Here is an 18,845-nt window from a genome sequence, read left to right as displayed (position 1 = left end):
AATGTGGTAAAATAATAATTGTGTGCCGTTTGAGAGGAGGCTCGTTATGAATCGAATTATCCGGAATACCGGCTTTTATTTGCTTATATTTTTGGTTACCGTGGGGATCGTTCATTTCATCAGTACGCAGAATGAACAGAAGGAGTTAATCACTTACGATAAATTCCGACAAGCAGTTGTAAACAAAAATGTAGAGTCTGTAGTATTAAAGTTCGATGGGTATACCTACTCCATTAAAGGTAAGTATATTAACCCGCCTAATGGCGCAGATAAGAAGAGCTTTGAAACACATGCTCCTTACGAGCCGTTAGTAGTACAAATGATTGAAGCGAACGGCGTACCAACGGAAGAGTACGGGCCGATGGAACGCGACAGCGTTTGGATTAGCTTTCTTACGTCCATTATTCCATTCGTCATTATCTTCATTTTGTTCTTCTTCTTATTGAACCAAGCACAAGGCGGCGGCGGTAAAGTGATGAACTTCGGCAAGAGCCGTGCGCGCCTGTATAACGAGGAGAAAAAGCGTGTCACTTTCGAAGACGTGGCAGGTGCAGATGAAGAGAAGCAAGAGTTGATCGAGGTTGTTGAGTTCCTGAAGGATCCTCGCAAGTTCGCGGCTGTTGGTGCTAGAATTCCTAAGGGTGTTCTTTTGAACGGTCCTCCAGGAACAGGTAAAACGTTGCTTGCTCGTGCAGTTGCTGGTGAAGCTGGCGTTCCTTTCTTTAGTATTTCCGGTTCTGATTTCGTTGAGATGTTCGTCGGTGTCGGCGCATCCCGTGTTCGTGACTTGTTCGAGAATGCGAAGAAGAACTCCCCTTGTATTATATTTATCGATGAAATCGATGCGGTTGGTCGTCAACGTGGCGCTGGTTTAGGCGGCGGACATGACGAGCGCGAGCAAACGCTCAACCAATTGCTTGTTGAGATGGACGGATTTGGCGCAAACGAAGGTATTATCATCGTAGCTGCAACGAACCGCCCTGATATTCTTGACCCTGCCTTGTTGCGTCCTGGCCGTTTCGACCGTCAAATTACGGTAGATCGTCCGGATATCAAAGGCCGTGAAGCTGTATTGAAGGTTCATGCACGTAACAAGCCGCTTGCGAAAGATGTGAAGTTAGATTCACTTTCACGTTACACAACTGGTTTTACAGGTGCTGATCTGGAAAACTTATTGAATGAAGCAGCTTTGATCGCAGCACGTCGTAATCGTAGAGATATTTCGATGGCTGAGATCGAAGAAGCATTTGACCGTATTATTGTAGGTACACAGAAGAAAAGCCGTATCATCTCTGAAACTGAGAAGCGTATCGTAGCGTACCACGAAGCTGGACACGCGATTATCGGTTATCATGCAGAGAATGCGGACATGGTTCATAAGGTTACGATCGTACCGCGCGGACGCGCTGGCGGATATGTGATGATGCTCCCTAAAGAGGGCGAAGATCGCATGATGCAAACGAAGAATGAGCTTCTGGACAAAGTAACTGGACTTCTAGGTGGCCGTGTTGCCGAAGAATTGTTCATCGGCGAAATTGGCACTGGCGCGTACAGTGACTTCCAGAAAGCGACGGGAATCGTTCGTCGCATGATCATGGAATACGGTATGAGCGATAAGCTTGGACCGATGCAATTCGGCAGCTCCCAAGGTCAAGTTTTCTTGGGCCGCGATATCGGACACGAGCAAAATTATAGTGATGCGATTGCTTACGAGATCGATCAAGAGATGCAAAGCTTGATTCGTTCTTGCTACGAACGTGCACGCACGATTCTTACGGAGCACGCGGATCAGATGCACCTCGTTGCCAAAACGTTGCTTGAAAAAGAAACGTTGGATAAAGATGAAATCATCGAGCTTTTGGAAAAGGGCAAGCTGAACACTAGCTCCGATGAGGAAGACGTGAAAGTCACGATCCAAGGTCAAAGCCAAGCTAGCGAAAGCAACAAGCTGGAGTTTGACAAGGACAAAGAGATTAAAGATACGAAATCCGATCCAACAGAAGAGTAAGTAGCAATGCGAACTCGGAAATCCGTTGTACACGTCAAGTGTGCGCGGAATTCCGAGTTTTTTTAACGTATTTGCGCATTGACAGGCGATGTGAGAATGTGTAAATTAGTTGTAAATCTCTAATTTTATTGTTTTTAGATCATACTACTTTTAGATAGACGATGAGATCATCTTACGTCCCAGATAGGGGAGGAAGCACCATGGAAGCCTTAGCACTAGAACGCAAAGCGGAACAGAACCGTGAGCTTAAAGAACGGCTGTTACAATTGAAGAAAGAACGAAATGCTATTATTCTTGCTCATTATTATCAGCGTGACGAAGTTCAAGAGGTAGCGGATTTTCGAGGGGATTCCTTCTTGCTTGCTCAGAAGGCCGCGCAAACCGATGCCGATGTGATCGTATTCTGTGGTGTTCATTTCATGGGAGAAAGTGCGAAGATTCTTGCACCGAATAAAACGGTGATCATTCCAGACGAACGCGCTGGCTGCCCAATGGCGGATATGGTGAATGTTGAAGGTCTGCGTGCCCTTAAACGTCAGCATCCGAAGGCCAAGGTTGTTGCTTACATCAATACGTCGGCCGATGTGAAATCAGAAACAGATATCTGCTGTACCTCTGCGAATGCGATTAATGTCATCAATTCCGTCGATTCCGATGAGATCATTTGGGTACCTGATAAAAATTTAGGTGACTATGTATCAAAATTCACAAGCAAAAAAGTGATCATCTGGGAAGGTTATTGCAATACGCATGATATGCTAACCGTTAAAGATGTGGAAGAAATGAAAGCCCAATATCCGAACGCACAGTTCGTTGTTCACCCTGAATGTCGCCCAGAAGTAGTAAAGCTAGGAGACTTTGTAGGCAGCACGACGGCGATTATTAAATATTGCAAAGAGTCCGACTGCCAAGAGTTCATTGTTGGCACTGAGGATGGAACTGGTTATCAGCTGCGCCTAGATAGCCCTAATAAGAAATTTCATTTTGCTACCAAATATCTAGTATGCCCGAATATGAAAGTGAATAATTTGAAGAAAATCGTGAAATGTCTGGAAACGATGCAGCCAGAGATTTATGTACCTGAAGACGTAGCAGATAAAGCAAGATTGTCCTTAGAGCGCATGTTACAAGTTAAGTAGCATGCGCTACTCTCTTGTCTGGCGAATAGGTGAATAGGTTCCCTCGTAAAGCAAGGCTAGTATCTATCCGAAGATGGGCTATGAATGAGCTTATCACGGACGAGCTATCGTTGCTTTACGAGTATTAATGGTGGAAAACAGGTGAAACGTCATGATTCCTAGATATCTCGTAGATGTTGATTTAGAGTCCATTCCTCATATACATACAGATGTAATTGTTATAGGTGCAGGTATTGCTGGTCTATTCACAGCGCTGCGTGCCAGCGAGACTAAAAAAGTCCTTATGATTACGAAGAAGTCTCTCCTCGATAGCAATACACGCTATGCGCAAGGTGGGATTGCGGCCGTTATTTCGGATGAAGATTCGCCAGAGTATCACCGTCAGGATACGATCATCGCAGGAGCGGGACTCTGTTCATCAGATGCAGTTGATGTCTTGGTGCATGAAGGACCTGATGGCGTGCAGGATTTGATCCGTATGGGAACCCAGTTCGATCTAGAGAATGGGGAGTTTGCTTTAACCAAAGAAGGGGCACATAGTCAACGTCGTATTTTGCATTCCAATGGCGACGCGACAGGCGCAGAAATTGTTAGAGCATTGTCGGAGCGTACGAAGCAAGATCCGAATATTGAAATATGGGACGATCACTTCGTGATCGACCTGATTACACAAGACGGCGAATGCTACGGCGCGCTCGTTCAGAAGCCGGGCGGACAGCGCGTGTTTGTGCGCGGCAACGCCACGATCCTTTGCTCCGGTGGCGCGGGACAGCTGTTCCGCTACACAACGAATCCCGATATCGCCACGGGAGACGGGATTGCGATAGCTCATCGCGCTGGCGCGCAAATTCAGGATGTGGAATTCATACAATTCCACCCGACAGCGCTATGTTACCCAGGCGCACCGCGGTTTTTAATTTCCGAAGCGGTGAGAGGCGAGGGTGCTTATTTGCGTAACATCAAAGGAGAGCGCTTCATGGATCGGTACCATCCGCAGCTGGAGCTGGCGCCGAGAGATGTGGTTGCACGAGCCATCGTAGATGAGATGGAGAATTGCAGATCAACCTTCGTTTATATCGACATCACACACGAATCGGAAGAGTTTATTAAACATCGTTTTCCGACGATATATGAATTCTGTTTAAATTATGGCCTTGATATGAGCACGGATTGGATTCCAGTTGCACCAGCAGCGCATTATATGATGGGCGGTGTGAAGACGGACTTGCATGGGGAAACACAAATTCGCCGCTTGTTTGCTTGCGGTGAAGTGTCTTCTACAGGGGTACATGGCGCTAACCGCTTAGCGAGTAACTCTTTATCGGAAGCGATCGTATTCGGTCGCAGAATTATTGAGCGAATTCAAGAATTACCTGACCTCGAGGGAGATATTCAGATCCGAATGGCATCTGAAGCGCCGCGGACGGAAATTCCGAATCAAGCCGTTGTTGAGAAGAAGCTCAAACTTCAGAAGGTCATGCTTCGCTATGCAGGTCTTAAGCGCAATGCCAAAGGGTTGCAAAAGGGGCATGAGGAGTTAGCGAGACAATTGTCGATATTTGATTCTTTGATGACGAAACGCGAGGAATATGAGTTTGCCAACTTACTGAACGTTGCTCTTCTGACAACGACAGCAGCATTAACCCGTGAGGAAAGCCGCGGCGGGCACTATCGAGAAGATTTCCCAGAACGGGATGACTTGGTATGGAAGAAGCATATTGTTTTCCAGCGCGGGGAAGATAGGATTGAGGAGTGGATTTAGCATGTTGGACATTAATATAGAATTAGTAAGAAAGCAAATTCGCCAATGGCTTGAAGAAGATATCGGTACTGGCGATGTTACGACGCTGACAACAATCCCTTTGGAACAAGTATCCAAAGGGATTATCCACGTCAAAGAAGATGGAATCGTTTGTGGGCTTCGTATCGCGCAAGAGGTTTTTGCTGTGATCGATGCTTCTCTTCGTTTTGAAACAAAAGTGGCTGAAGGATCGTCTGTTACTAAAGGGACCATACTAGCTGAAGTGGAGGGCAACACACGGAGCATCCTCTTAGGTGAGCGTTTGAGTCTGAATCTAATGCAACGCATGTCGGGAATCGCCACGAAAACGCATGAATTTGTGGTGGCGTTAGAAGGCTTGCCGACTAGACTTGTTGATACGCGGAAAACTACGCCTGGGCACCGTTTGCTTGAAAAGTATGCTGTACGCGTTGGTGGCGGCTACAATCATCGTTTTGGCCTCTATGATGCGGTAATGATCAAAGATAACCATATCAAAGGCTCAGGCGGCATCACGCAAGCTGTTCAAGCGGCTCGTCAGAACATCCCTCACACGATGAAGATCGAGGTGGAGGTCGAGAACTTTGACCAGCTTCATGAAGCGCTCCAAGCAGGTGCGGATATCATCATGCTGGACAATATGGTGCCGGCCAAAATGAAAGAAGCAGTTTCGATAATTAAAAGCAAAGCGCCGCATATTGTAGTAGAGGGTTCTGGTTCAGTAACCCCGCAAACGATAAAGGCTATGGCTGAGACGGGTGTAGACGTAATTTCCGTGGGCAGATTGACGTATTCGGTAGCTGCGCTGGATATTTCATTAGATTTGAATGAGCGGAAGGAGACAGCGCTATGATTCTCGTTATTGACGTAGGGAATACGAACATTGTGCTGGGCCTCTACAAAGAACGTACACTCTTGCACCATTGGCGTGTGAGTACGAACCGCTCTGCTACCGTTGATGAGTACGGCATGCAGCTGCACAGCCTATTCCAGCACTCGGGCATTACCTTTTCACAAGTAGAAGGTGTCATCATTTCATCTGTCGTGCCTCCGCTGATGAATGCTATGGAAAACCTTTGCTTACACTACTTGAAGAGAGCGCCATTTATCGTAGGACCAGGGATCAAAACGGGGCTGAATATCCGTGTGGACAATCCGAAGGAAGTTGGCGCGGATCGCATCGTGAATGCGGTGGCGGCGCTGGAGCTATATGGGGCTCCTTGTATCATTGTAGATTTCGGTACAGCTACAACTTACGATTACATCGATGCATCGGGTCAACTGGTGGGATGCGCCATTGCGCCAGGCATTGGAATCTCCACTGAGGCCTTGTACCAAAAGGCGGCGAAGCTGCCGCGTATTGAGCTAGTTAAGCCGAAAAGTGTTGTCGGTCGCAATACCGTTGCTGCGATGCAAGCGGGAATTATTTATGGCTATGTGGGTCAGGTTGATGGGATTGTCGGGCGAGTAATTGAAGAGTTTAAAGGGAATCCAACGGTCATTGCAACAGGCGGATTAGCAGAACTCATTTCCAGTGAGTCTCGAACGATTCAAGTGGTGAACCCATTGCTTACTTTACAAGGCTTACAAATGATCTATGAGAAAAATGCCTAGGTTGTATAAGGAAGGAATAAGACATGAGTGATTATTTAATTCGAGGAACAGCGCTAGATGGGCGTGTGCGTGCGTTCGCTGTTCAGACGACGCTCATAACAGATGAGCTTAGTCAGCGCCATCAAACAACGCCGACAGCGACAGCCGCTTTAGGGAGAACCGCAGCCGCGGCACTTCTTCTAGCTGCCATGCTCAAGGGAGAAGAACATCTAATCGTGCAAGTCAAAGGGGATGGCCCAATCGGGCAAATCGTCGTTGATGCAAATGCGAAGGGTGAAGTGCGTGGTTACGTAGATAATCCTTTGGTAGATCCGCCGCTTAAGGAGAATGGCAAATTAGATGTTGCCGCTGCGGTGGGGACGGACGGTTTTTTATACATAACGAAAGATCTAGGGTTGAAAGAGCCTTATAAAGGTAGCGTTCCTTTGATCTCAGGCGAATTGGCTGAGGATTTCACTTATTATTTTGCGAAGTCAGAACAAACACCTTCTGCTGTCGCGCTTGGTGTATTAGTAAATAAGGATCATACAATTTTAGCTGCAGGCGGTTTTGTGATTCAATTGCTCCCAGGTTTAACGAATAGTGAGATTGATGAGATCGAAGCGATGTTAGGACAAATCCCATCCTTTACGAATATGTTAGGCAATGGATTGCAACTAGAAGAAATTTTACAAACGGTGCTGCCATCCTTCCGTAAGCTCGATGAGATGGACGTCATGTTCCGCTGCAAATGCAGTCACGAGAAAGTGGAATCGACACTGATTTCGTTGGGCAAACAAGAACTGCAAGAAATCCTGGATGAAGAGGGAGTTGCCGAAGTCGTCTGTCATTTCTGCAATGAAGCATATCGCTATGAAGGCGAAGACTTACAACGGATGATTGATCTATAAGCTGGGGATCTGCTTGGTATAGCTAGTCATCACAGGTGCAAGCAGCAATATGGAAGTAAAAGAGGGAAATAGGATGCGCAATGTAAAGCGATTGTGGGGAGTCATCATCGCGATGGCGATATGTATTCTCGTGCTCGCATCCTTGCTGATCAGTCATGCCATCAACCAATCAGAACCAAGACAATCACCGGAACCAGAACAGCAGGGTGAGAATAAGTCAACACGAGTTATCGCCAAAATTGGGAATCGGGAAATTACGATGGATGAGCTTGAATCAGCGCTTGCGCGTCATTATGGCGCAGAGCAGCTGAGTCTGATGCTGGATCGTGAAGTAATTCGCCTAGAGGGAAATGAGTCGGGAACAAAGGTAGAGAGTGCGGAAATCAACCGTGAGTTGAAAAGGATGCAGCAAGGGTACGAAAGCGAACAACAATTTTATGACTCCATGCAAAGTCAACTTGGCCTGTCCGAGCAGGAAATTAAAGAGGATGTAACGAGCAAGCTGTTGCTAGAGAAGCTAGCGACGTCCTCGATCCATATCACAGATGCTCAGGTTGATACCTACATAAAGACACATGCGGATGAGTTTAAACAAGAAACGGAATACAACATTCAGCAGATTATTGTAACCACGAAGGAGCAAGCTACGAAAGTTATTGCGGAACTGGCCAAAGGGGAGAGCTTTGCTACTCTAGCCAGAGATCGATCGATTGATGATGCAACCCGTGACACCGGCGGTGATTTGGGTTGGATCGAAGATGACGATCCTTTTGTAGAGGCGCCTATCTTGGAAACTGCAAAATTGTTGAAGGTTGGCGAAGTGAGTAAGCCCATAGCGGTATCACAAGGGTTTGCAGTTGTCTTACTTAAGAGTCGCCGGGATAAAAAGAACCCAGATCAGGTGTTCGTCAAAGAGAATGTGCGCAGAGAGCTTGCGCTGCAGCAAGCCCCTCCATTGAAAGACGTTGTTGCAGAGCTGCGCGACAAATGGAAGGTTAGTGTAGTCGATCCGACACTACGTTAGGGGAATGTGAAAATTTGGTTGACAACCTGTAAGCGCATTGATAAGATTAGACTTATTAATACCCACTAATCAACTCGGAAATCATTTGATATTCAATCTGGAGGGGAAACATTATGGCAAGATTAGTACAGAGCATTACGGATTTGATTGGCGATACTCCGCTAGTTCGTTTGAATCGTGTTGTTCCAGAAGGCAGTGCAGAGGTTTACGTGAAGTTAGAGTACCAGAATCCAGGTGCTAGTGTTAAAGATCGTATTGCCATCTCCATGATCGAAGTAGCTGAGCAAGAAGGCAAATTGAAGCCTGGCGACACGATTGTAGAACCGACGAGCGGTAACACAGGAATCGGGATTGCGCTAGTCGCAGCTGCAAAAGGATACAAAGCGATTCTTGTTATGCCTGAAACTATGTCTTTGGAAAGACGTAACCTGCTTCGCGCTTATGGTGCACAGCTGGTTCTGACACCAGGGGCAGAAGGTATGAAGGGTGCAATCAAGCGTGCGGAAGAGCTTCAAGCAGAGAATCCTTCTTACTTCATTCCACAACAATTTAAAAACCTTGCGAACGTGAAAGTTCACCGTGAAACAACAGGACCAGAGATCGTGGAAGCGATCAATGCTCATGATGGTAAATTGGATGCTTTCATTTCCGGTATCGGTACAGGTGGTACAATCACTGGTGCGGGCGGCGTTCTTAAGGAAAACTTCCCGAATATCAAAATTTACGCAATTGAACCTGCAGCATCGCCAGTTCTTTCTGGTGGTAAGCCAGGTCCTCATAAAATTCAAGGTATCGGTGCAGGCTTTGTTCCGGATATTTTGAACACGAATATTTTCGATGAAATTATTACGGTTGAGAACGAAGATGCGTTCGAAACTTCACGCCGTGTAGCTAAAGAAGAAGGTATCCTTGGCGGTATTTCTTCCGGTGCAGCGATTTTCGCAGCATTGAAGGTTGCTAAAGAGCTAGGCGCAGGCAAACGTGTTGTTGCAGTCGTTCCAAGTAACGGTGAGCGTTACCTTTCCACGCCGTTGTACCAATTCGAAGAGCAATAAGATCGAATTCCATGCACAAGAGATCAAGCCTTCAGCTATTACAGCTGGGGCTTTTTTTCTGTATAGCGTTGGAGTATACTAATGGACAACGAAATAACGGATTTTTCAATGTTCAGTTAGGAGCGCAAGTATGATTTTAACAACAGTGGAACAATGGCAAACGTGGTCGTCAACTTACACAATGCTGCCGTATGTGATTAAATTAGGACTCGCGGATGATCGGATTGCCTCGTGGGAGGACGCGTGGAAAGAAGCTTCGCCCGATTCCTTCGTGCTTGAGAGCGGGAAGGGCGGGAGATATACGCACTTTGGTTTGCATCCCTTTTCGACGATTCACGGAACAGGCTTGGAAGCAGAAATCAAAAGTCATGCCAACGGGGCAATGTCTCGCGCTCAAGGCAAGCCGCTAGACGTCGTCAAGCAATGGATGTCCGCTTACCATAGTCCGAAAGTCCAAGGAGCACCCAAATTTGTCGGCGGCTGCGTAGGCTATTGGAGCTATGATGTGATTCGCACTATCGAAGAGCTGCCAGAGCAATCGCAGGATGATCTGCCGATCCCTGATTACAGCTTCGCGCTGTATGATCAGGTGTGGACCTTGGATCACACCGAGAAGAGCCTCTTCATCGCGGTGCACACGCCATTCACGCCAGGCGCAGACCTCGGCGAGCTCTACGCTGGGGCGCACGCTCGCGCCGAAGCCATGCTCGTTCGCTGGCACGCGATTCGCGCCGGCAACTGGTCCGGCACACCGCTGAGCGGTGCCGATCAACCCGCGATGGCGCGCGAGCAGCTGCAGATCGACGTCGAAAGCATCGCAGGCATCAAGCCTGCCTTCGACAAAGCTGCGTTCATGGCTGCGGTGGAGCGCATCCAAGCCTACATCGCCCAAGGTGACGTGTTCCAAGTCAACTTGTCGGTCAGACAGAGCCGGCAGCTGCGCACGACGCCGGAGGAGATCTACGAGGCGCTGCGCGTCGTCAATCCCTCGCCCTACATGGGCTTGCTGCGCTTCGATGGCTTCGCGCTCGTCTCCGGCTCGCCGGAGCTGCTTGTGCAGCTCGAGGACGGCATCCTGCGGACGCGTCCGATCGCCGGCACGCGCCCGCGCGGCAAGGACGAGCAGGATGATCTGCGCCTAGCCGGCGAGCTCATCGACAATGACAAAGAGCGCGCCGAGCACGTCATGCTGGTCGACCTCGAGCGCAACGACCTGGGCCGCATCTCGCGATATGGCTCCGTCCATGTGAAGGACTTTATGGTCATCGAGTACTATTCTCATGTGATGCACATCGTCTCCGAAGTTGTTGGAGAACTTGCCCCGGACAAAGACGCCTACGATGTCATTGCGGCGACCTTCCCTGGCGGTACCATTACAGGTGCGCCGAAGATTCGCTGCATGGAAATCATCGAAGAATTAGAGCCCGTACGTCGCGGTCCATACACAGGATCGATGGGATGGATTGACTATAATGGCAATATGGAATTTAATATTATTATACGCACGTTAGTAGCCGTGGAGGGGATGGGTCACATTCAAGCCGGAGCGGGGATCGTTATTGATTCCATTCCAGAGCGTGAGTACATCGAATCCTTGAACAAAGCCAAAGCGATGTGGAAAGCAATTGAGTATAGCGAGCGGAGCATGAGCCGAGCTTAAGCCCGAGTGGGCTGACGAAAGGGGAGCTTAGAATGATTTTAGTGATTGATAATTATGATTCGTTTACGTACAACCTTGTGCAGTATTTGGGAGAGATCGGAGAGGAAGTCATCGTTCGTCGGAATGACGAGATTGACTTGGCAGGCGTCGAGGCGCTAGCGCCAGACCATATCTTAATATCTCCAGGGCCTTGCACACCGAATGAAGCGGGTATTAGCTTATCACTGATCGACCATTTTAAAGGGATTATCCCGATTTTCGGCGTTTGCCTTGGACACCAATCCATTGGACAAGCCTTCGGCGGCGATGTGATTCGCGCAGAGCGCTTGATGCACGGCAAAACCTCGGAAATGTTCCACGATGGGAAAACCTTATTCGAAGGACTTCCGTCACCTTTCATCGCGACCCGTTATCATTCTTTAATTGTTAAAAAAGAAACCTTGCCGGATTGCCTCGAAATCAGCGCCGAAACCGCTGAAGGCGAAATCATGGCCTTGCGTCATAAAGAGTATCCGATCGAAGGGGTACAATTCCATCCAGAATCGATCATCACCCAGCATGGGCATCAAATGCTGCGCAACTTCCTTCGCCGCACAGCGAAAACAGGAGCATAACACATGATCATCTCCATTAATGGAGCTTTAACTGAAGAAACACAAGCCGTGGTCTCTGTATATGATCACGGTTTTCTTTACGGCATCGGTTTGTTTGAAACATTCCGGACGTATGACCGGAAGCCTTTCCTGCTTGCACAGCATATTGCACGTTTAACGGAAGGCTGTCGTGAGCTGGGCATCGTCTATGAGCCAAATCTGGACAAACTGGCGTCCCAAATCGAACTTTTACTCCAAGCTAATAATCTCAACGATGCGTATATCCGCTATTCCCTTTCCGCAGGCGTGGAAGCACTCGGGTTACCGTCAGATAACTATGCGCAGCCAACAGAAATCATCTACATCAAGCAGTTACCTCCTAGGGATGAGCGGACCTACCTTCAAGGCAAAGCCCTGCAGCTGCTGAAGCTGCCACGCAATACACCTGAGGGCTTATATCGCTTTAAGTCCTTTCATTATATGAACAACATTTTAGCTAAAAGAGAGCTTGGACAATATGCATGGGCAACCGGGGCGGAGGGCCTTATGTTAACGGAAGATGGTTATGTGGCAGAAGGGATTGTCAGCAATCTCTTTTTCGTCAAAAAGGACACCCTCTACACACCGTCGCTCGATACCGGAATCTTGCCAGGCATCACGAGAGCGTATGTTATTGATCTCGCACATCAACTGCAGCTGCAGGCTCAGGATAGCCTATACCGCTGGGAAGATCTCGTAGACGCAGATGAAGTCTTTCTTGTGAATTCCATTCAAGAGATCGTTCCTGTCACCACCTTGTACACTCCGAGTGGACAAGCTTACACGGTGGGCAGCGGATCTCGAGGTCCTATAACCAGCCAGTTAATGCAGCGCTATGTCTAGACTATTTTTAAGTCAGGAAGTGAATCCATGATGAACGTGTTATCCTATAGAGGACACGAACTGCCCATCGGTGATCGAACGATCATTATGGGCATATTAAACGTAACGCCAGATTCCTTTTCGGATGGCGGCAGCTATAACCAAGTCGAGACTGCCCTTCGCAAAGCTCATCAAATGGTAGCGGAAGGAGCAGACATCATCGATATTGGCGGTGAGTCCACGCGACCGGGGGCAGCAACTGTCACAACTGATGAGGAATTGCAGCGTGTTATCCCGGTTATCGAAGCGATTCGCAGAGAAATCAATGTCCCCATTTCAATTGATACCTACAAAGCGGAAGTAGCTAAGCAAGCTTTAGAAGCGGGAGCACATATCATTAATGATGTATGGGGCGGTCAAGCTGATGCTAAAATGGCAGGGGTGGCAGCGGAATTCGATTGTCCGTTTATTATCACTCATAATCGGACAAGCTCAGAATATGTCGATTTTCTTTTTGATGTCAGCACAGATTTACAAAAATACACGAACGATGCGATCCAAGCAGGCGTTAAGCCAGAACGCATCATTCTCGATCCTGGCATTGGCTTCGCTAAGTCTTATCAACAAAATCTCTACTTGATGAACAATCTGCGCTCAATTTTAGCACTTGGATATCCGGTCCTCTTGGGCACATCGCGAAAAAGTGTCATCGGACTCACATTAGGACTCCCTCCTGAGGAGCGCCTTGAAGGAACGGCAGCAACCGTCGCGCTTGGCATCGCACAAGGATGCGGAATCGTTAGGGTCCATGACGTCCAAGCGATTAAACGGTTGGCCGTTATGACCGATGCGATCATTCGCAGCAGCCTTTAACATATAAGGTTTATCATGTTTTACCTCTGGAGGTTCTATAATGGATAAAATTACGCTATCGCGTATGCAATTTTTCGGTAATCACGGTGTATTCCCTGAAGAAAATACGTTGGGCCAACGCTTCTACATCGATGTAGAGCTGATGCTCCCTTTAGATAAAGCCGGAAAGAGCGATGACTTAACAGAAACCGTTCATTATGGCGAAGCCTTTTTCCTAATTAAAGAGATCGTTGAAGGGCGTACGTACAAATTAATCGAGGCGCTAGCAGAAAATATTGCATCCGAGCTCTTGCATACTTATACTAGTATCAATGAAGTGACGGTTCGCGTTATTAAGCCGCATCCGCCCTTTGCCGTTATTTTTGACGGTGTTACTATAGAGATCAATCGAAAGCGGGCATTGGAATGACAGCCGAAGAACGAGAACCCACGAGCATTGCTTACGTCGCATTAGGCTCCAATATTGATAATCGCGAACATTATTTGCAGGGTGCAATTGCAGCGCTGAATGAGGAATCGGGCATCTCCGTGACGGGGCAATCCTCCATCTACGAGACCGAGCCTGTAGGCTATGTGGATCAATCTGCTTTTCTAAATATGGTTGTTCAAATTCATACTGATTTATCGCCTGAAGCGTTATTAGTTACTTTGCTTGCCATCGAGAACCGTCTGGGTCGGACGCGTGACTTGCGTTGGGGACCTCGAACGATTGATTTGGATCTGCTCCTATATGGTGACCATCAGCTAACGACCCCCGACTTGATCATTCCGCATCCGCGGATGCATGAGCGGGCTTTTGTATTAGTCCCCCTCTCTGAGGTTCTCTACGCGCGGCAGGACGCTCAATTCGAATCTATCTCTGCACACTTGGAGAAACTGGAAGGAAAGGAAGGCGTCATCCTATGGAAAAAAGCTCAATAGCACAGCGCATTCGCGCTTTTCGTAAACTAAAAGGCTATACCCAGAATGAATTGGCGGATTTATTAGGCGTATCGATTGCCATCTTAGGGGCGATTGAACGAGGAACACGCAAGCCAGATAGTAAAATGATTCAAAATATTTCGCAAGTTCTTAACATAGAACCGGATGAATTAGTTGCAGTAGTTGTGAAATGAGAGGAGTGGAATCTTCGGTGCTGAAAATAGGAAATGTCGAAGCTCCCAATAAAGTAGTGTTAGCCCCAATGGCGGGCGTATGTAATCCAGCGTTTCGCTTGATTGCCAAAGAATTTGGTACTGGCTTAGTCTGCGCAGAGATGGTAAGTGATAAAGCAATTGTTCATGGCAACTCGCGTTCCATGGAGATGTTGTATGTGGATGATCGCGAGAAACCGCTGAGTCTCCAGATTTTTGGAGGCGACACCGAGACGTTGGTTCAGGCGGCTAGAATTGTTGACCAACAAACCAATGCAGACATTATTGATATCAACATGGGGTGTCCTGTACCCAAAATCGTAAAGTGTGATGCTGGTGCGCGTTGGTTGCTCCAACCGGATAAGATCGAAGCGATGATCGCTACAGTTGTTGCAGCCGTTAGTAAACCTGTAACAGTAAAAATGCGGATTGGCTGGGATTCCGAACACATTTATGCTGTCGAAAATGCGAAAGCTGTCGAAAGAGGCGGCGGTAGCGCGGTCAGCGTACATGGACGTACGCGTGAGCAGCTTTACACGGGGAAAGCGGATTGGAACATCATTCGCGAGGTTAAACAAGCTCTTTCGATTCCGGTTATCGGTAACGGCGATGTTGTAACGCCTGAGGATGCGAAGCGCATGCTGGATGAGACGGGCGTAGATGGTGTCATGATTGGACGCGGAGCGTTAGGCAACCCTTGGATGCTGTATCGTACTGTGCAATATCTAGAGAATGGCGAGCTGCCGCCTGAGCCTTCGGCGGAAGAAAAAATTCGCATCGCGATTTTACACATGGATCGTCTGATCGCACTCAAAGGTGAGCATGTAGCGATTAAAGAAATGCGTAAACACATGGCGTGGTATCTCAAAGGTTTGACGGGAGCAGCTCGGGTGAAGGATGTCATTATGGAAACTTTGAAGCGGGATGAAATGGTTCGTACCTTACACGACTATGTCGAGCATCTTGCGACGACTTCTGCGTCTGGTGCAGCGGAAGAATCAGCCGTGCTGCATTAAAAACATGCAGCAATGGTTGACATTGACATTTTGAAACCGTTGCAATATAATCAGTCAATATTAATGTGTTCCTGCATATATTGAAAGACTAATGAGTAATCCACTTATTTATGAAACGTGAATTCATACTACTTGAATCAGCTCTATAAAGACCCAACTCCTAGCAGGAAGCATCGATTCAACGATATGAAAATCTTTCACATGACGGGAGATCAGTTGGCAATGGCTGAAAAAGAGGTCATTCTTACACCAGTAGGGCTACGGAAATTAGAGGATGAGCTTGAGCATCTGAAATCCGTGAAACGCCGGGAAGTCGCGGAAAGAATTAAGGTTGCCATCGGTTATGGCGATATTAGTGAGAATTCCGAGTACGAAGATGCGAAGAACGAGCAAGCCTTTATTGAAGGAAGAATCATTACTTTAGAAAAAATGCTGCGCAATGCGCGGATTATTAATAACGATGATGTCGATATTAACACAGTTAGTGTTGGTTCGATTGTTACGCTGAAAGACTTGGAATATGGTGACTTGGTAGAGTACAACATTGTTGGTTCAGCTGAGTCTGATCCATTGCAGAATAAGATTTCCAATGAAAGCCCTGTGGGTAAAGCTATTCTTGGCAAGCAAAAGGGCACCAACGTCGACGTTGTCGTTCCTGCTGGCGTCATTCAGTATCAAATTGTTGATATTAAAAAGTAGCGTGCAGCCGCAAGCCTTTTGGAAAGCTTCCCTCAGGAAGCTTTTTTCCGTTCACAGCCCTAAAAACTAATTTCGTAGGAGATGAAAGCATGAGCCAGGAACTAGAATTAAATGAACTGCTCGTTATCAGGCGCAACAAATTGGACGAGCTTCGCGGTCTCGGAGTCGATCCATTCGGCGGCAAATTTGTAAGAACGCATTCAGCAGGGGATATCCTTACTGCTTATCAAGAGACGAGCAAAGAAGACCTAGAAGAAGCGAACGCAGTAGTTCGTATAGCTGGGCGTATTATGCAAAAGAGAAGCATGGGTAAGGCTAGCTTCGCGCACTTGCAAGACATCACTGGTAAAATTCAAATCTACGTGCGTGAAGATGCGCTTGATGCGAACATTTACAAAGCTTTTGATATTCTCGATTTAGGCGATATGGTAGGGATAGAAGGCGTCGTTTTCAAAACGAAAACCGGCGAAACCTCTATTAAAGTGAAATCACTTGAGGTATTGACGAAGTCCTTGCTTCCGCTGCCGGATAAATTCCATGGCCTTAGCGATGTTGAACTGCGCTATCGTCAACGTTATGTCGATTTGATTATGAATCAAGATGTCCAGAAGACGTTTATTCTTCGTTCCAAAATCATTCAATCGATGCGCCGTTACTTGGATTCCCTAGGATATTTGGAAGTGGAGACACCAACACTGCATTCTATCGCAGGTGGGGCTTCTGCACGTCCTTTTAACACGCATCACAACGCGCTGGATATGCAGCTTCATATGCGTATTGCGATCGAGCTTCACTTGAAACGCCTTATTGTTGGCGGACTAGAGAAAGTGTACGAAATCGGCCGCGTATACCGCAATGAGGGCATCTCTACGCGTCACAATCCGGAGTTCACGATGATTGAGTTGTACGAGGCGTATGCCGACTACAAAGATATCATGAAGCTGACTGAAGAGCTTGTTGCTCATATCGCGCAAGAAGTGCTTGGACAGACGACGATCCCTTATGGCGACCATGAGGTTGATTTAGCTGTGGGTTGGAGACGTGTGTCCATGGTGGATGCTATTAAAGAAGTCACAGGTGTAGACTTTAGCGTTCATATGACGAATGAGCAAGCGCACGGCTTGGCTAAAGAGCACAAGGTTTCCGTTGAGCCGCACATGACATTTGGGCACATTGTGAACCAGTTCTTCGAGACGTTTGTTGAAGAGACGTTGATTCAGCCTACCTTCATCTATGGACACCCGTTAGAGATTTCTCCGCTTGCTAAAAAGAACCCAGAGGATCCGCGCTTTACGGATCGCTTCGAGCTCTTTATTGTTGCGCGTGAGCACGCTAATGCCTTTACAGAGCTTAATGATCCAATTGACCAAAGAGAGCGCTTTGAGGCTCAGCTGCGTGAAAAAGATCTGGGCAACGATGAGGCGCATGAAATGGATGAGGATTTCATTCGTGCCCTGGAGTATGGTATGCCGCCAACAGGTGGTTTAGGTATAGGAATAGACCGTTTGGTAATGCTATTGACGAATGCGCCATCGATCCGTGATGTCTTATTATTCCCGTTGATGCGTGAACGCCAAGGTGAGTAATTTCCCTGTTTAGAGGCGCCATTCGGTGCCTCTAATTTTTTTTGAAATTAGGACTTGCAAAGTGAGTATCGTCTGTGGTATCTTATAAAAGTTGCCGCTGAGGACAACACGAGAAACACAAGAAACACAATAAAAAACAACCTGAAATTAAGGGTTGCAAATAAAAACTCAGTGTGGTATATTGGTCTTCCGGCTTTCGAAAGAGAGCGGGTAGGACAAGAGTGATTGATCTTTGAAAACTGAACAACGAGTGAGTAAGTAAGTCGAGCAATCGACTATAAATGAGATTATTAATCTCGCTAGCATCAAAATGAGCAAGTCAGCTTTTCTATTATGGAGAGTTTGATCCTGGCTCAGGACGAACGCTGGCGGCGTGCCTAATACATGCAAGTCGAGCGGGTTTATTCTTCGGGATAAGCTAGCGGCGGACGGGTGAGTAACACGTAGGCAACCTGCCTTTAAGACTGGGATAACTATCGGAAACGATAGCTAAGACCGGATAACTGATTTTCTCGCATGAGAGAATTATGAAACACGGAGCAATCTGTGGCTTAAAGATGGGCCTGCGGCGCATTAGCTAGTTGGTGAGGTAACGGCTCACCAAGGCGACGATGCGTAGCCGACCTGAGAGGGTGAACGGCCACACTGGGACTGAGACACGGCCCAGACTCCTACGGGAGGCAGCAGTAGGGAATCTTCCGCAATGGACGCAAGTCTGACGGAGCAACGCCGCGTGAGTGATGAAGGTTTTCGGATCGTAAAGCTCTGTTGCCCTAGACGAACAGCAAGAGGAGTAACTGCCTTTTGTGTGACGGTATAGGAGAAGAAAGCCCCGGCTAACTACGTGCCAGCAGCCGCGGTAATACGTAGGGGGCAAGCGTTGTCCGGAATTATTGGGCGTAAAGCGCGCGCAG

Annotated in this window: 18 protein-coding genes and 1 rRNA gene; all 19 read left to right on the top strand. The window is 47.5% G+C overall.

Features of this window, described 5'->3' with window-relative positions:
- Nucleotides 1-46 precede the first annotated feature (46 nt).
- Nucleotides 47-2,008 (top strand): ATP-dependent zinc metalloprotease FtsH, encoded by a 1,962-nt coding sequence (ftsH, locus tag AC58UX_RS31305; protein ID WP_497259988.1) that lies wholly within the window; start codon nucleotides 47-49, stop codon nucleotides 2,006-2,008.
- Between the two features lie 200 nt (nucleotides 2,009-2,208).
- The gene (gene nadA, locus AC58UX_RS31300; RefSeq protein ID WP_314800734.1) at nucleotides 2,209-3,147 is read left to right on the top strand and encodes a quinolinate synthase NadA; all 939 of its coding nucleotides are present in this window, start codon (nucleotides 2,209-2,211) and stop codon (nucleotides 3,145-3,147) included.
- A 151-nt stretch (nucleotides 3,148-3,298) separates the two neighbouring features.
- A complete protein-coding gene (nadB, locus tag AC58UX_RS31295) occupies nucleotides 3,299-4,909 on the top strand; it encodes an L-aspartate oxidase (protein WP_497259987.1) in 1,611 nt (536 codons plus the stop codon).
- A 1-nt stretch (nucleotide 4,910) separates the two neighbouring features.
- On the top strand, nucleotides 4,911-5,780 hold the full coding sequence (gene nadC, locus AC58UX_RS31290) for a carboxylating nicotinate-nucleotide diphosphorylase (protein ID WP_497259986.1): 870 nt from the start codon (nucleotides 4,911-4,913) through the stop codon (nucleotides 5,778-5,780).
- On the top strand, nucleotides 5,777-6,541 hold the full coding sequence (locus AC58UX_RS31285) for a type III pantothenate kinase (RefSeq protein ID WP_497259985.1): 765 nt from the start codon (nucleotides 5,777-5,779) through the stop codon (nucleotides 6,539-6,541). Before nadC ends, AC58UX_RS31285 begins: the two co-directional genes overlap by 4 nt.
- A 23-nt stretch (nucleotides 6,542-6,564) precedes the next feature.
- Nucleotides 6,565-7,431, top strand: coding sequence for an Hsp33 family molecular chaperone HslO (gene hslO, locus AC58UX_RS31280; protein WP_497259984.1), 867 nt, complete (start codon nucleotides 6,565-6,567; stop codon nucleotides 7,429-7,431).
- A gap of 73 nt (nucleotides 7,432-7,504) precedes the next feature.
- Nucleotides 7,505-8,455: a peptidyl-prolyl cis-trans isomerase gene (locus AC58UX_RS31275; RefSeq protein WP_497259983.1), complete on the top strand. Its 951-nt coding sequence runs from the start codon at nucleotides 7,505-7,507 to the stop codon at nucleotides 8,453-8,455.
- Nucleotides 8,456-8,568: 113 nt separating this feature from the next.
- Nucleotides 8,569-9,510 (top strand): cysteine synthase A, encoded by a 942-nt coding sequence (gene cysK, locus AC58UX_RS31270; protein ID WP_497259982.1) that lies wholly within the window; start codon nucleotides 8,569-8,571, stop codon nucleotides 9,508-9,510.
- A 130-nt stretch (nucleotides 9,511-9,640) separates the two neighbouring features.
- Nucleotides 9,641-11,170, top strand: coding sequence for an anthranilate synthase component I family protein (locus AC58UX_RS31265; RefSeq protein WP_497259981.1), 1,530 nt, complete (start codon nucleotides 9,641-9,643; stop codon nucleotides 11,168-11,170).
- A 32-nt stretch (nucleotides 11,171-11,202) separates the two neighbouring features.
- Nucleotides 11,203-11,784 carry an aminodeoxychorismate/anthranilate synthase component II gene (pabA, locus tag AC58UX_RS31260; RefSeq protein WP_497259980.1) on the top strand — a complete coding sequence of 194 codons (582 nt, stop codon included), beginning with the start codon at nucleotides 11,203-11,205 and terminating at the stop codon, nucleotides 11,782-11,784.
- A gap of 3 nt (nucleotides 11,785-11,787) precedes the next feature.
- Nucleotides 11,788-12,645: an aminodeoxychorismate lyase gene (pabC, locus tag AC58UX_RS31255; protein ID WP_497259979.1), complete on the top strand. Its 858-nt coding sequence runs from the start codon at nucleotides 11,788-11,790 to the stop codon at nucleotides 12,643-12,645.
- Between the two features lie 27 nt (nucleotides 12,646-12,672).
- Nucleotides 12,673-13,497, top strand: a complete 825-nt coding sequence (gene folP / locus AC58UX_RS31250) for a dihydropteroate synthase (protein ID WP_497259978.1) — start codon at nucleotides 12,673-12,675, stop codon at nucleotides 13,495-13,497.
- Nucleotides 13,498-13,537: 40 nt separating this feature from the next.
- Entirely contained in the window at nucleotides 13,538-13,906 is a 369-nt protein-coding gene (gene folB / locus AC58UX_RS31245; RefSeq protein WP_497259977.1) for a dihydroneopterin aldolase, read from the top strand.
- Nucleotides 13,903-14,418: a 2-amino-4-hydroxy-6-hydroxymethyldihydropteridine diphosphokinase gene (folK, locus tag AC58UX_RS31240; RefSeq protein ID WP_497259976.1), complete on the top strand. Its 516-nt coding sequence runs from the start codon at nucleotides 13,903-13,905 to the stop codon at nucleotides 14,416-14,418. The genes folB and folK overlap by 4 nt, the downstream gene beginning before the upstream one ends.
- A complete protein-coding gene (locus tag AC58UX_RS31235; protein ID WP_497259975.1) occupies nucleotides 14,400-14,612 on the top strand; it encodes a helix-turn-helix domain-containing protein in 213 nt (70 codons plus the stop codon). Before folK ends, AC58UX_RS31235 begins: the two co-directional genes overlap by 19 nt.
- A gap of 17 nt (nucleotides 14,613-14,629) precedes the next feature.
- Entirely contained in the window at nucleotides 14,630-15,646 is a 1,017-nt protein-coding gene (dusB, locus tag AC58UX_RS31230; RefSeq protein ID WP_497259974.1) for a tRNA dihydrouridine synthase DusB, read from the top strand.
- Nucleotides 15,647-15,868: 222 nt separating this feature from the next.
- Nucleotides 15,869-16,345: a transcription elongation factor GreA gene (gene greA / locus AC58UX_RS31225; protein ID WP_310502557.1), complete on the top strand. Its 477-nt coding sequence runs from the start codon at nucleotides 15,869-15,871 to the stop codon at nucleotides 16,343-16,345.
- 89 nt (nucleotides 16,346-16,434) lie between these two features.
- Nucleotides 16,435-17,931, top strand: coding sequence for a lysine--tRNA ligase (gene lysS / locus AC58UX_RS31220; RefSeq protein WP_497259973.1), 1,497 nt, complete (start codon nucleotides 16,435-16,437; stop codon nucleotides 17,929-17,931).
- Nucleotides 17,932-18,261: 330 nt separating this feature from the next.
- Nucleotides 18,262-18,845, top strand: a 16S ribosomal RNA gene (locus AC58UX_RS31215); the annotation flags it as partial.

It is taken from the genome of Paenibacillus sp. J22P90, from assembly GCF_059692195.1.
Note: the sequence above shows the minus strand (reverse complement) of the source record. Positions and strands in the feature narration are given on the sequence as shown.